We start from the raw sequence: 13,663 nt of genomic DNA, 5'->3' as shown, positions 1-13,663 counted from the left end.
TAGGGGTTTTTTGTGTTGGTTTAGTTATTCTTTATTTTTTAAAAAATGGGGTTTTTAAAACTCATAAGGGGATATTTTACGCTTTAACGCCCTCTTCAAACCCAAAACTAAATTCTCCTAATCCCCTAAGAGCGCGTTATGAGAAATTATCGCTCGCTTACGCAAGCTTTTTTATTTTGGTTGTCAAAACACCCAAAAGGTATTTTTTAGATTTCATGACAAATATCCAAAACAAAGCTGATATTTTAAAACCCTACAAAGACCAATAGATCGCTCCAAAGAACACCACACTCCCTATCAAAACGCTTATAAACATGCGTTTAGTGTCCTTAAAAGCCACCATTAAAAACGCGCTCACATAAAACAACAATAAAAACACGCAAAAAATCCCCAAAAGCGCCTTAAACACGATGCCCACCTTAGCCTTATGCAGCATGATGAGTGCGCCTAAAAAGCCCCTTTCAATGGTTTTGATTTTTGTTTGATCGCCTTTAGTTTCAAGGTTGATTTCATACAAAGGCGTGCCAATGACTAACGCTCCTCTATGCTCTCTAGGCTCTATCTTTTTAGGCATAGCGATATGGTTTTCTTTTATAAAGTCTTTCAAAAAATCCAATCGTTCTTCTTTTTTTAAGGATTTTTCTAAAACCCACTCTTTGATGTTAGCGCCAGTGTCTTGGCGCACCCCAAAGAGCAATGAAAGCCCGCTAACCGCAAAAAGAAGCGCCAAAGGGAAGAAAAAAGTGGTCGCATAGATGTGAAAATAACGCATTATTGTGGTCATTATTGCAACATGTGGCTCACGAATTTAGAAAAATTATCCAAGATTAACCCCCCTTTTCTAAACCCTAGCGCGCAAGATTCATAAGCAAAAAACACATTAGGCTGATAATACAACCCATTATGCAAATTGAGCTCGTAAAATTCTTGATAAACGGGTTTGTGGTTAGAATAAACGCCGTCCGTTTTCAAAAGCGATTGCATGGAAGCTTCAAAGATTTCACTATTCGCCCCTTCCCTACCAAAAGCCACTTTTTTGATTTGCTTTTTATGGGCTAAAGGTTCATAGCTCGTTTCTAACAATAAGGGGTGGTTGGGGTATCTGTCCCATAAAAGTTTTAAAAAACGCTTGGATTGGAAAAGGATCGTATAAGCCGGGTTTAAAAAAATCGTGTTTTTATTTTCCATCATGCCTTGCATCAAAAGGGCTAATTCTGGCTCATCAATAGCGATATTTTCCCATGGGATCAGTTTGAATAAAAACTCATAATTCAAGCCGTTTTTAAACACGCCCTCTTCTATATTAAACTCTACTTCATCAATGTAAGAAAAATCCGTTTCAAACCCCACGCTCTGAGCAGCGTCTTGCAAAAAACGCATAGTGCGCTCTTCTTCAATATTCCCCCTAACGCTTGAAAAAAGGATTTTCCACCCCTCATACAACTCTTCAAAACGGCTCGTGTCTTCGCCTAAAGTTACCATGCGTTTAAAATTCTCGCCAAGCGCTTCATAGAGATTATTGAATTGTTTGTTTTCATCATAGCCATTGGCTTTGAGTAACGCCCATTGAATCACTGCGGTTTCATAGAGCATGGTGGGGGTATCAGCGTTAAATTCCAGTAATTTAATGGGCTTGCCATCAAGCCCCCCGGCTAAATCAAAACGCCCGTAAATATGCCAATGCACTTCTTCTTCAAAACTCTGTTTGATCATAGGAATGAGCGCATTAGGAATATCCAATTCAAAAAAGCGATCGTTTTTAATGGCCTCTTCAGCCGTCTCTACAAACATATCATAAAGCTCATTACAAGCGTCATAATAAGCGTCCGCTTCTTTTTGAGAAACAACCACCATTTCATCAGCGATATAAGATGACATGTCGTCATTCGTGTGCCAATCTAAGCCGATTTCTTCTAAGGTCTTATTGTCTAAAGGTTTTAAAGGAATCACTTGCATTTTTTAGCCTTAAATAGATTTTATGAGTTAAAGCCCCTTGTCCCAGAGCTTACCGCCGGCGAGCTAGTAGGCCTACTAGAGCCAAAAAACCCGCTCTGCCCCTTACTCGCTCCGCCCACGCCTGAAGCGCTGGGTGCACTTTTAGAAAAGGAATTTTGAGAGCGTTGGTAAGCTTGTGGGGATTTATAGGTCCGTTGGGCGTTTTGCTGGTAATTAGGGTTATTGAAAAGCTTATTACCAATATAACTCCCTAAAATCGCTCCCGCCGCGCTCCCTAAAATCGCGCTCCCCAAGCCAAAGCCTGAGCCTTCATTGCTCCCTCCCCCATTATTGGGTTGGATAAGTTTGCTCGTGCCGTTATCAATCTTAGCTTCTTCTTCTTTGATGAGCTTTTGAATCTCTTCATTGCTCAGCACGCGCTCATTGCCTTGCAAATCGCGCACCACAATGTGGGTTCTTGAGCTAGGGTATTCTTCAACAACCTTGTAAGATTTATCCTTTTGCTCTTCTAAAATCACAAACGCCCCTTTTTGAACGCTTTGACTTAAATGGCTTTGCTCTTTGGGTTTGTCATCAGCATTGCTCTTACACCCCACGATGCTCACCATCACTAACGCGCTCAGACCACCCACGATCGCATAATCAGAAATCTTTCTGTAGGGTTTTTTCATGAGAGTAGCCTTATATCATGCCTTATAATGGTATAAGAAAGGCACGCCCTTAATCACGCCAGATTCAAAAATCTTTTTAGTGGTATTTTCCACTTTAGTGCGTAAATCTTCAGGCTCTTTTTGGGCGTTAATATCGTATTGGGTGGAATAAATCTTTTCAAGAATAGAGATTTTATCTTCCACGCTCGCTCCCCTAGCCCTAGCTTTCGCCATTTCTTCTTGAACCAAAGCCGCTTTTTTAGCCGAATTGACCCCAAGCCACCCCACTACAACCATTCTCACGGTGTTTTCTTTCAAGTGATCTCTGAGTTTAGTGAGCTCTTTTTGGCAATGCGGGCACATGGGATCGGAGACAATATAAAGGATTTTGTCCTTATTCTCAGCGTTAGTAGAAGGCAACTCTATCACATAATCAGCCGGCACTTCATCAAAAATAGCGTTCAATTTCGCGCTATTTTGCTGGGTGGTGTTAAGGGCTAGGATTTTTTGATTGGTCTCTGTGAGCAACTTCACATCATCGCTATTATTGCTAAAAAAGATACCGCTAAGCCCTATGACTAAATTACCATCCTTGCTCACTACAAGCGGGATATTGTATTTAGTGTCCGGATCTTCTACTACGACCATTTTCAAATCCTGGCTGGATTTCAAAGGTTTGACTTCTAAAATACGCACCTTTTTATTGGTTTGTTTTTCAATCACCTTAACTAAATTGTCTTGCATTTGTTTATTAGATGCTGGGTTTTTAGGGGCTGCCCCTAAACCTACAAGAAGTAACGCGCTCAACACGCTCGCTCTTAATATCATTAAAAACTCCTAAAGTTCAATAGTCTCAATCCCTATAATAAAAGGAATAAGCTTGTTAAATGGGTATAATACCATAAAAATCCCCTATTTTATAAGGCTTAAAGATGATTATCATTCCTGCTAGATTAAAATCCAGTCGTTTTGAAAATAAAGTGCTAGAAGATATTTTTGGCTTGCCTATGGTGGTCCGTTGCGCTAAAAATGCGAGCTTAGTAGATGAATGCGTAGTCGCTTGCGATGATGAAAGCATCATGAAAGCGTGCCAAAAATTCCACATTAAAGCGGTGCTAACCTCCAAACGCCATAATAGCGGCACGGAGCGCTGTTTGGAAGCGGCTCAAATTTTAGGGTTAAAAAACGATGAAAGGGTTTTAAACTTGCAAGGCGATGAACCTTTTTTAGAAAAAGAAGTCATTACAGCGTTGTTAGAAGCCACTCAAAACGCCCCTTTCATGGCGACTTGCGCTAAAGTCATTGATGAAGAAAAAGCCAAAAACCCTAATTTAGTCAAGGTGGTTTTAGGCCATCAAAATAACGCTTTGTATTTTTCGCGCTCCCTTATCCCCTTTTTACGAGATGCTGATATGAAACGCCAAACGCCCCTTTTAGGGCATATTGGTATTTACGGGTTTCATAGTAGAGAGATTTTAGAAGAATTATGCACTTTAAAACCTTGCGTTTTAGAGGATATAGAAAAATTAGAGCAATTGAGGGCTTTGTATTATCAAAAAAATATTGCAGTAAGAATCGTTCAAAGTGAAAGCGTGGGCATTGACACGAAAGAAGACTTGCAAAACGCTTTGAAGCTTTTTAGCCCCAATCTCCTTGATCGGTGAAATTTTAAAACATTCAAAGCATTTTTCACTACCAAAAACCTTTTTTAAAATCCAAAAAAAGCAAAAATTTATTAATTCTCGCTCAGTTTTATTAAAAATTTAATAAATTTATGGCACAATTTAAACGCATTGTAAATAAAGTTTCAATTTGACACGATTTTACAAACAAAACATTACTTTAAGGAACATTTTATGAAAAAAACGATTTTACTTTCTCTTGTGGCGTCATCGCTCTTCGCTGAAAATGACGGCGTTTTTATGAGCGTGGGCTATCAAATCGGTGAAGCCGCTCAAATGGTGAAAAACACCGGCGAAATCCAAAAACTCTCCGACACTTATGAAAATTTGGACAACCTTTTAACCCGCTATAACGAGCTCAAACAAACGGCTACTAACACCGATTCAAGCACCACTCAAGCGATTAATAATTTAAAACAAAGCGCTGACAGATTGAAAACGACCCCCAATACCGCTAATCAAGCCGTGTCTTCAGCGCTCAGCTCTGCAGTGGGCATGTGGCAAGTGATAGCCTCTAATTTAGCCAATAACTCGCTACCCACTAATAAATACAACGAAATCAATGCGATTTCTCAATTGCTCCAAAACACCATAGAAAACAAAAACAATGAACTCACGATTGCAAATGACTATGACAAGCTTTTAACTGATGCTAAAACCATCATTACCACCCTTCAAAACCAATGCCCGGGCGTAGATGGAGGCAATGGCACACCATGGGGGATTAATGCAAGCGGGAACGCATGCAATATTTTTGGCAACACCTTTAGTGCTATTAATAACATGATTGATAGCGCTAAAGAAGCCGCTGCACAAGCCCGAAGAAATAACCCAGAAGGTCCAAACCAACAAAGTGCATTTACCAACCCTGATTTCACTAAAAACCTCAACCAAGTGTCAAGCGTTATTAATGACACCATCTCTTACCTCAAAGGGGATAATTTAGAAACCATCTATAACACCATTCAAAAATCGCCCAATTCTAAAGGGTTTCAAAGTTTGGTGAGCCGGTCTAGTTATAGTTATTCTTTAAACGAAACCCAGTATTCTCAATTCCAAACCACCACCAAAGAGTTTGGCCATAACCCCTTTAGAAGCGTGGGATTAATCAACTCTCAAAGCAATAACGGGGCGATGAATGGCGTGGGCGTGCAATTAGGCTATAAGCAATTCTTTGGGAAAAATAAATTTTTTGGGATCCGGTATTACGCCTTTTTTGATTACAACCATGCCTATATCAAATCCAACTTTTTTAACTCCGCTTCCAATGTTTTCACTTATGGCGCGGGCAGTGATCTTTTATTGAATTTCATCAATGGCGGATCCGATCGAAACCGCAAAATCTCTTTTGGTATTTTTGGAGGCATTGCGCTAGCCGGCACCACATGGCTTAATTCCCAATTCGTGAATTTAAAAACCACCACCAACATCTACAGTGCTAAGATCAACAACACCAATTTCCAATTTTTATTCAATACCGGTTTAAGGCTTCAGGGGATTCACCATGGCATTGAATTAGGCGTGAAAATCCCCACCATTAACACGAATTATTACTCTTTCCTGGGCGCTAAATTAGCCTATAGAAGACTCTATAGCGTGTATCTCAATTATGTTTTGGCCTATTGATATGGAATTTGTTCTCATTTGAGGACAAAGCCAACTTTTTGGCCCTCAAATCATCATATCACTTGACTTTTTACAAAAAACACACTAAAATTTCTTTTTGTTTGAGCGAAATTCCAGATTAGCTCAGCGGTAGAGTAGGCGGCTGTTAACCGCTTGGTCGTAGGTTCGAATCCTACATCTGGAGCCATACTTCTAATTACTTGATTTTTTATCTACTGATTTTTTAAAACAGAACTTCATGCAATTCCGTTGGATTTGATCCATAACGCATTGACTAAAACCCCCACCACAACCCCTATCGCCAAATTATGCGTGCATAAAACCACCGCCACGACTAAAAGCATGTTCAGCGTGTCATAGAGTTTGATTTTTTTAATGTTAATAATGGATTGGAAATTAAAAGTGGTGAAAGAAATCATCACCATCACCGCCACAACCGCCACAATGGGGATCTTAACCACATATTCATTAAACGCTAACACTAACACCATTAAAGAAAAGCCGGCAAAAAAAGTAGAAAGCCTTGTGCTAGCGCCGGATTTTGCGTTAATGATAGACTGCCCCACTAGAGCGCACCCTGTCATTCCCCCTAAAAGCCCTGAGATCACATTCCCCAAGCCTTGCGCTTTAGTTTCTTTATTTTTATCGCTCACGCCATCTTTTAAAATAATGTCTAAAGTTTTAGCCGTTAATAAACTTTCTATCGTGCCTACTAGCGCCAAAGAAAGAGCGTAAGGCAACAATTCTATAACGATTTTAAAATCCAAATTTTTGGGAATAATGAGAAAATGAAAGCCTGAAACCCCTTGCTCAATGCTCCCCAAATTCGGCGCATGCACATCAAAAATCAAAGCGATTGCGCTGATTGCAAGGATACAGATTAAATTAGAGGGGATTTTTTTAGTGATTAGGGGGAATAAATAAATGATCAATATCCCTATAAAAAGCAACACAAACACCCCTAAATTTTGGTTTTGAAGGAATTTGAATTGTTCTTTTAAAAGCAAAAGACCTAATGCATTCACAAAGCCATACATCACTGATTGCGGGATAAATCTCAAAAGATTCCCTATTTTCAAATAGCCTAAAAGAATTTGCAACATTCCTGTCATTAAAGTCGCCACGCCTGCATATTCAAGCCCGTAGTTTTTGACCACACCCACTAAAATGAGTGCCACTGAGCCGGCCGCTGCGCTAATCATCGCCTTTCTAGCCCCAAAAAAAGACAAAACAAAAGCCATATAAAAAGTCGTATAAAACGCCACGCCCACATCTAAACCCACCATGATCGCAAAGCCGGCGGTCTCTGGAATCACAGAAAGCCCCACCACAAAACCAGACAATAAATCTTTTTGAATGTTGCTCAACCATTCTTTTTGTATCTTTTCAAACATGCCGCTCTTTTTAATTAGAATGGCTTGATTGTAACCAAAGATTTAAAAACCAATTCCAAACCAAATAAAATTCCTTTTCTTAAATAGCGTCAAGCTCTATGGTATTTTATGGTAAAAAATACTCAAAATTGTTTTTTTTTTTTTCTTAAAATATAAATTTTAAGTTAAGAATAAGCATTTTATGGTAGAATGGCGAAATTTCATAAACATGACTATCATGGGAATGGGAATGTAAAATCAACAAAAGAAAAGGAAGGTAAACAATGAAAAAGAAAATCAAAAAAACCCTCTGGCTCTCTCTTTCTCTCATGGCTTCATTATCAAGGGCTGAAGACGACGGATTTTACATGAGCGTGGGCTATCAGATCGGTGAAGCGGTTCAACAAGTGAAAAACACAGGAGCACTACAAAACCTTGCAGACAGATACGATAACTTGAGCAACCTTTTAAACCAATACAATTACCTTAACTCTTTAGTCAATCTAGCCAGCACACCGAGCGCGATCACAAGCGCGATTGACAATTTAAGCTCAAGCGCGATTAACCTCACTAGCGCTACCACCACTTCCCCGGCCTATCAAGCTGTGGCTTTAGCGCTCAATGCCGCTGTGGGCATGTGGCAAACTATAGCCCTTTTTATTGGCTGTGGCCCAGGCCCTACCAACAATCAAAGCTATCAATCGTTTGGTAACACACCAGCCCTTAATGGGACCACCACCACTTGCAATCAAGCGTATGGGACAGGCCCCAATGGCATTCTATCCATTGAAGAATACCAAAAACTCAACCAAGCCTATCAAATCATCCAAACCGCTTTAAACCAACATCAAGGGGGCGGTATGCCTGCCTTGAATGACACCACTAAAACAGGGGTAGTCAACATACAACAAACCAATTATAGAACCACCACACAAAACAATATCATAGAGCATTATTATACGGAGAACGGGAAAGAGATTCCAACCTCTTATTCAGGCGGATCAGCATTCTCGCCTACAATACAATTGACATACAAGAATGACGCTGAATACCTTTTGCAACAAGCTAGTATCATCATGCAAGTCCTTACCACCCAAAAACCGCATGTGCAAACAAGCAATGGCGGTAAAGCGTGGGGGTTGAGCTCTACACCTGGGAATGTGGTGGATATTTTTGGCCCTTCTTTTAGCGCTATCCAAGAAATGATTAAAAACGCTCAAACCGCCCTAGAAAAAACCCAACAGCTCAACGCTAATGAAAACACCCAAATCACGCAACCAGACAATTTTAACCCCTACACTTCTAAAGACACACAATTCGCTCAAGAAATGCTCAACAGAGCTAACGCTCAAGCAGAGATTTTAAGCCTAGCCCAACAAGTAGCGAACAATTTCCACAGCATTCAAGGGCCTATCCAAAGCGATTTAGAAGAATGTAAAGCAGGATCAGCTGGTGTGATTAATAGTAGCACTTGGGGTTCAGGTTGCGCGTTTGTGAAAGAGACTCTCAATTCTTTAGAGCAACACACCGCTTACTATGGCAACCAGGTCAATCAAGAAAAAGCTTTGGCTCAAACCATTTTGAATTTTAAAGAAGCCCTTAGCGCTTTAAACAAAGACTCAACAGCGATCAATAGCAATCTCTCTCATTTGCCTAACGCCAAGTCCCTCCAAAACATGACGCATGCAACTCAAAACCCTAATTCCCCAGAAGGTTTGCTCACTTATTCTTTGGATACTAACAAATACGACCAGCTCCAAACCATCAATCAAGAATTAGGCAGAAACCCCTTTAGGCGCATCGGCGTGATTGACTACCAAAACAATAACGGCGCGATGAACGGCATCGGCGTGCAAGTGGGTTACAAGCAATTCTTTGGTAAAAAAAGGAATTGGGGGTTAAGGTATTACGGCTTTTTTGATTACAACCATGCTTATATTAAATCCAGCTTTTTTAACTCCGCTTCTGATGTGTGGACTTATGGGGTGGGCATGGACGCTCTTTATAACTTCATCAACGATAAAAACACCAACTTTTTAGGCAAGAACAATAAGCTTTCTGTGGGGCTTTTTGGTGGCTTTGCGTTAGCTGGGACTTCGTGGCTTAATTCCCAACAAGTGAATTTGACCATGATGAATGGCATTTATAACGCTAATGTCAGCGCTTCTAACTTCCAATTTTTATTCAACTTAGGCTTGAGAATGAATCTCGCTAGGCCTAAGAAAAAAGACAGCGATCATAGCGCTCAGCATGGCATTGAACTAGGCTTTAAAATCCCTACGATCAACACAAGCTACTATTCTTTCATGGGTGCTAAACTAGAATACAGAAGAATGTATAGCCTTTTCCTCAATTATGTGTTTGCTTATTAAAAACTCTCTTTAAAAAGGGGGCTTGTTTAAAAACGCTTAAAAGCCTTTTTAAATTAAGCAAATAAAGAGATCTTGGATAATCTCTTATAATCGCTCTCAAGCGATAAAATTAAAGTGATCAAAACCCTATTTTTGCAATCATTAAAGAAAAATTTTTAAAGATTATCACTCTTTTTTGATAAAGTAATAATTTAAAATTTAGGGAGTTTTTTATGGAAGAATCAACAGCGTTCATTTTGGCTCTTGTGGGGCTATTCACCGGCATTACCGCCGGGTTTTTTGGTATTGGTGGGGGGGAGATTGTCGTCCCTAGCGCGATTTTTGCCCATTTTAGTTATAGCCATGCGGTGGGTATTTCGCTCATGCAAATGCTTTTTTCTTCAGTGGTCGGCTCTATCATCAATTACAAAAAGGGCTTATTGGATTTGAGAGAAGGCTCATTTGCCGCGCTTGGAGGGCTAATGGGGGCGATTTTAGGGAGCTTTATCTTAAAGATCATTAACGATAAAATTTTAATGAGCGTGTTTGTGGTGGTGGTGTGCTACACCTTTATCAAATACGCTTTTTCTAGCAACAAGAAACCAGAGCATTTTGAAGAAATGCATTTTGATTTGCATGCGAATAACAAAACGCCCGAAAAAAAGCGCGCAATCCCCTTTGTGTCTATGGACAGAACGCATGGGGTTTTGATGCTCGCCGGTTTTGTTACCGGCATCTTTTCTATCCCGCTAGGCATGGGTGGGGGGATTTTAATGGTGCCGTTTTTGGGCTATTTTTTGAAATACGATTCTAAAAAAATCGTGCCTTTGGGGCTATTTTTTGTGGTGTTCGCTTCTTTATCTGGGGTCATCTCTCTTTATAACGGGAAGGTTCTTGATAATATAAGCGTTCAAGCGGGGGTGATTACCGGCATTGGAGCGTTTTTAGGGGTGGGCATTGGCATCAAGCTTATCGCTTTGGCTAATGAGAAGGTGCATAAAATCCTGTTGCTCCTCATTTATGCTTTAAGCATTTTAGCGACTTTACACAAGCTCATTATGGGTTAAAAATTTAAAAATAAATCAAGGGCATTTTTTAAAGATGAAATAGCAAAGAGCTTGATTTTTAACAAGCGATAGTTTCTTAAAAAGCGCTTCTTTAGGGTTAGGGGGGTTTAGTTTGGGGGTTGTAATGGGATAACCCCCTACCCCCTTAAAAAATGAGTTTGAAACAAAAAATAAAATTAAAAACCCCATTTTTAAAAAAATAAAAAGTTTTAGTTATCTTTATTTGATGAGAACAGAGCCATAAAACTTAAAAAAGAATGTCTTCAAAGTAAGGGTAATCAAAAAATGAATTATTTAAGGCGGTTTTTAGCGTTTAAGATAACCCAAACACTTAACCCCCCTCATTTTAACCCCCCATTAGGGGGCTTAGTCATTACCTCTCAATGCGTTTTTTTATCCTGGATGTATTTTTTCAATTCACCCTTTTTGATATAAGGGATAAACTCGCCATAGCCCTCTTTTTCCATGTCTTTTAAGGGGATAAACCTTAAAGCCGCACTATTAATACAATACCTTAAGCCCCCTAATTCTTTGGGTCCATCGTTAAACACATGCCCTAAATGCGCCTTACCAATACGGCTTAATACTTCAATGCGTTTCCTATTAAGGCTCTCATCGTCTTCGTATTTCACCACATCTTTATTGATGGGCTTAGAAAAGCTTGGCCACCCGCAACCAGAGTCGTATTTATCCGCTGAAGAAAATAACGGCTCGCCTGTGGTAATATCCACATAAATGCCCTCTTCTTCTTTGTTGTAATACTCGTTTTCAAAGGGTTTCTCAGTGTGTTTGTTTTGAGTCACCTCATACTGGAGTTTGGTGAGTTTTTTCTTTAAAACTTCATCGCTGGGTTTGGTGTATTTATCGCTATCTACAATCACTTCATCCGCCTTTTTCAAATCAATATGGCAATAACCACCGGGGTGTTTTTTTAAATAATCTTGGTGGTATTCTTCAGCTCTCACATAATTTTTTAAGGGTTCTACCTCAATGGCGATCTTGCCTTTCACTTCTTTTTGTAACGCTTTTAAGGCGTTGTCTATCACTTCTTTATCCGCACTATTGACATAATAAATCCCCGTGCGATACTGCCTGCCCACATCATTACCCTGCTTGTTCACGCTCACCGGATCAATCACCTTAAAATAGTAACGCAACAACTTGTCCAAACTGATTTTTTTAGGATCATAGATCACTTTCACGCTTTCAGCATGATCGCTCTCATGCAATTTTTCATAATTCGTGCTTGAAGTCTTGCCGTTAGCGTAACCAGAGCTTGCGTCTATGACGCCATAAATCCTCTCCATATACGCCTCTAGCCCCCAAAAGCACCCCCCAGCCAAGTAAATCACTCTTTCATCGGTTTTTTGGTGTTGAGATCCCATGTTTTCACTCGCTTGCATGATCGCTCCTATTAGTAAAAAAAGATAAAAATTTTTCAAATAAGATAACACCTTCATTGAATAACCTTTGTTTTAATTTTAATGGTGTTTGCCATTATAACTAAAAAAAATGGTAGTTGTTCTTTAAATTGAGTTTAAATTTCAATAAGGCTTTGTTCTATTAGATAACAAAAGTTAAAATCACATCCACTCAACAATCTTACCCACCGCATTGGCTTCATAGCATTTGATAGAGGTTTTTTGACTGGGTTTTTTAGGCAAAATGGCTTTTAAAAAGCCGTAATTTTCCATTTCTTTCAATCTAGCGTTCAAATTAGGGGCTTCTAAAATCCTGCCATTCAAACTCACTTCGCCCAAAAACGCCGTTTTATTGTCAATTTTTCTGTTTTTAAAGCTTGAAAGGATACTGGCAATCACCGCTAAATCGCAAGCCGGCTCGCTAATCTTAATGCCCCCGCTCACATTAATAAACACATCATGGCGGTTTAAGGGGATTTCTAGTTTTTTTTCCAATAAAGCGATGAGCATGTTAAGGCGGTTGGTGTCAAACCCGTTCGCTAATCGTTTGGGTGATCCGAAACTGCACTCGCTCACCAACGCCTGAATCTCTAAAATCAACGCTCTTGAGCCTTCTAAAGTGATGGTAATCGCACTCCCCTCCATAGGCTCTTCTTTAGAAAAAAACAAGCTTGAAGCTTCCTTAGCGCTCACCAAACCCTGCTCTTTCATTTCAAACAAGCCGATTTCACTCGTAGGGCCAAAGCGGTTTTTAAAACTCCTTAAAATCCTTAATTCCCTACTGGGATCGCCTTCAAAATACAGCACGCTATCCACCATATGCTCTAGCACTCTAGGCCCTGCGATGCTCCCTTCTTTAGTGATATGACCGATGATAAAAATAGCAATATTTCTTGTTTTGGCTAAACGCATGAGCTCAAAAGTGATCTCTCGCACTTGCGAAATAGAGCCGGGCGCTGAAGAAATCTCTGGCGAATAAAGCGTTTGGATAGAATCAATCACGCAAGCAAAATAATTTTCGCTTTCTATATTAGCCTTAATCACAGGCCAATTGATTTCATTGAGCAGATACAATTCTTTTTCTATGCAATCTAATCTAGTGGCGCGCATTTTAATCTGGCTCAAGCTCTCTTCCCCGCTCACATACAAAACCTTTTGCTGGTTTTTGGCTAAGCCAGAAGCCACTTTTAAAAGCAGAGTGGATTTCCCCACCCCAGGACTCCCCCCCACTAAATACAGCCCCCCTTTAGCGATCCCTCCACCTAAGACAATATCCAATTCGCTTTGAGTGGAAGAAAACTTAATGACTTCTTCATGCTCAATTGCAGCGATAGAAACGCTTTTTTGCGCTTGTGGGAGCGGTTTTTTAAGCGCGTGTAAAACTTCCTTTTGGGTTTGGTTCAATTCTATAAAACTCTCCCATGCGTTGCATTGAACGCACTTGCCCAACCACTTAGGGCTTGTAAAACCGCAATGCTGACACTCAAATAAAGAAGTTTTTTTAGCCAAAATACCACTCTTTTTAAAACCACACAGC

11 protein-coding genes and 1 tRNA gene are annotated in these 13,663 nt (G+C 39.9%); 5 read left to right on the top strand and 7 right to left on the bottom strand.

What is annotated here, in order from left to right:
* Positions 1-253: 253 nt before the first annotated feature.
* The 4 genes from QT74_RS00560 to dsbK are packed head-to-tail and all read right to left on the bottom strand — an operon-like array spanning position 254 to position 3,434.
* Positions 254-784 (bottom strand): membrane protein, encoded by a 531-nt coding sequence (locus QT74_RS00560; protein WP_033763783.1) that lies wholly within the window; start codon positions 782-784, stop codon positions 254-256.
* Positions 784-1,956, bottom strand: coding sequence for a glutathionylspermidine synthase family protein (locus tag QT74_RS00555; RefSeq protein WP_033763782.1), 1,173 nt, complete (start codon positions 1,954-1,956; stop codon positions 784-786). The genes QT74_RS00560 and QT74_RS00555 overlap by 1 nt, the downstream gene beginning before the upstream one ends.
* A gap of 20 nt (positions 1,957-1,976) precedes the next feature.
* The gene (locus QT74_RS00550) at positions 1,977-2,627 is read right to left on the bottom strand and encodes a UPF0323 family lipoprotein (RefSeq protein ID WP_033763781.1); all 651 of its coding nucleotides are present in this window, start codon (positions 2,625-2,627) and stop codon (positions 1,977-1,979) included.
* 15 nt (positions 2,628-2,642) lie between these two features.
* A complete protein-coding gene (gene dsbK, locus QT74_RS00545; RefSeq protein WP_033763780.1) occupies positions 2,643-3,434 on the bottom strand; it encodes a protein disulfide-isomerase DsbK in 792 nt (263 codons plus the stop codon).
* Between the two features lie 104 nt (positions 3,435-3,538).
* Between dsbK and kdsB the strand changes: the two genes are divergently transcribed.
* The 3 genes from kdsB to QT74_RS00530 all read left to right on the top strand — a co-directional run bounded on the left by kdsB (position 3,539) and on the right by QT74_RS00530 (position 6,101).
* A complete protein-coding gene (gene kdsB, locus QT74_RS00540; protein WP_033763779.1) occupies positions 3,539-4,270 on the top strand; it encodes a 3-deoxy-manno-octulosonate cytidylyltransferase in 732 nt (243 codons plus the stop codon).
* Between the two features lie 192 nt (positions 4,271-4,462).
* On the top strand, positions 4,463-5,914 hold the full coding sequence (hopA, locus tag QT74_RS00535) for a porin HopA (protein ID WP_033763778.1): 1,452 nt from the start codon (positions 4,463-4,465) through the stop codon (positions 5,912-5,914).
* A gap of 112 nt (positions 5,915-6,026) precedes the next feature.
* Positions 6,027-6,101, top strand: a tRNA-Asn gene (locus QT74_RS00530).
* A 49-nt stretch (positions 6,102-6,150) separates the two neighbouring features.
* On the opposite strand, the gene QT74_RS00525 is transcribed toward QT74_RS00530, so the two are convergent.
* Positions 6,151-7,308 (bottom strand): SulP family inorganic anion transporter, encoded by a 1,158-nt coding sequence (locus QT74_RS00525; RefSeq protein WP_021436565.1) that lies wholly within the window; start codon positions 7,306-7,308, stop codon positions 6,151-6,153.
* A gap of 263 nt (positions 7,309-7,571) precedes the next feature.
* On the opposite strand from QT74_RS00525, the gene hopM reads away from it, so the two are divergent.
* Together hopM and QT74_RS00515 are read left to right on the top strand one after the other, a co-directional pair.
* Positions 7,572-9,659 (top strand): Hop family outer membrane protein HopM/HopN, encoded by a 2,088-nt coding sequence (gene hopM / locus QT74_RS00520; protein ID WP_033763777.1) that lies wholly within the window; start codon positions 7,572-7,574, stop codon positions 9,657-9,659.
* Between the two features lie 212 nt (positions 9,660-9,871).
* Positions 9,872-10,705 (top strand): sulfite exporter TauE/SafE family protein, encoded by an 834-nt coding sequence (locus tag QT74_RS00515; protein ID WP_033763776.1) that lies wholly within the window; start codon positions 9,872-9,874, stop codon positions 10,703-10,705.
* A 380-nt stretch (positions 10,706-11,085) separates the two neighbouring features.
* Here the strand turns inward: QT74_RS00515 and msrB are convergent, their stop codons facing one another.
* The gene (gene msrB / locus QT74_RS00510; RefSeq protein ID WP_033763775.1) at positions 11,086-12,165 is read right to left on the bottom strand and encodes a peptide-methionine (R)-S-oxide reductase MsrB; all 1,080 of its coding nucleotides are present in this window, start codon (positions 12,163-12,165) and stop codon (positions 11,086-11,088) included.
* A 123-nt stretch (positions 12,166-12,288) separates the two neighbouring features.
* Complete coding sequence (gene radA / locus QT74_RS00505; RefSeq protein WP_033763774.1) at positions 12,289-13,635, bottom strand: DNA repair protein RadA; 1,347 nt, start codon at positions 13,633-13,635, stop codon at positions 12,289-12,291.
* Positions 13,636-13,663 lie beyond the last annotated feature (28 nt).

It is taken from the genome of Helicobacter pylori SA213A, assembly GCF_000476275.1.
Classification (GTDB): Bacteria; Campylobacterota; Campylobacteria; order Campylobacterales; family Helicobacteraceae; genus Helicobacter; species Helicobacter pylori_CL.
Note: the sequence above shows the minus strand (reverse complement) of the source record. Positions and strands in the feature narration are given on the sequence as shown.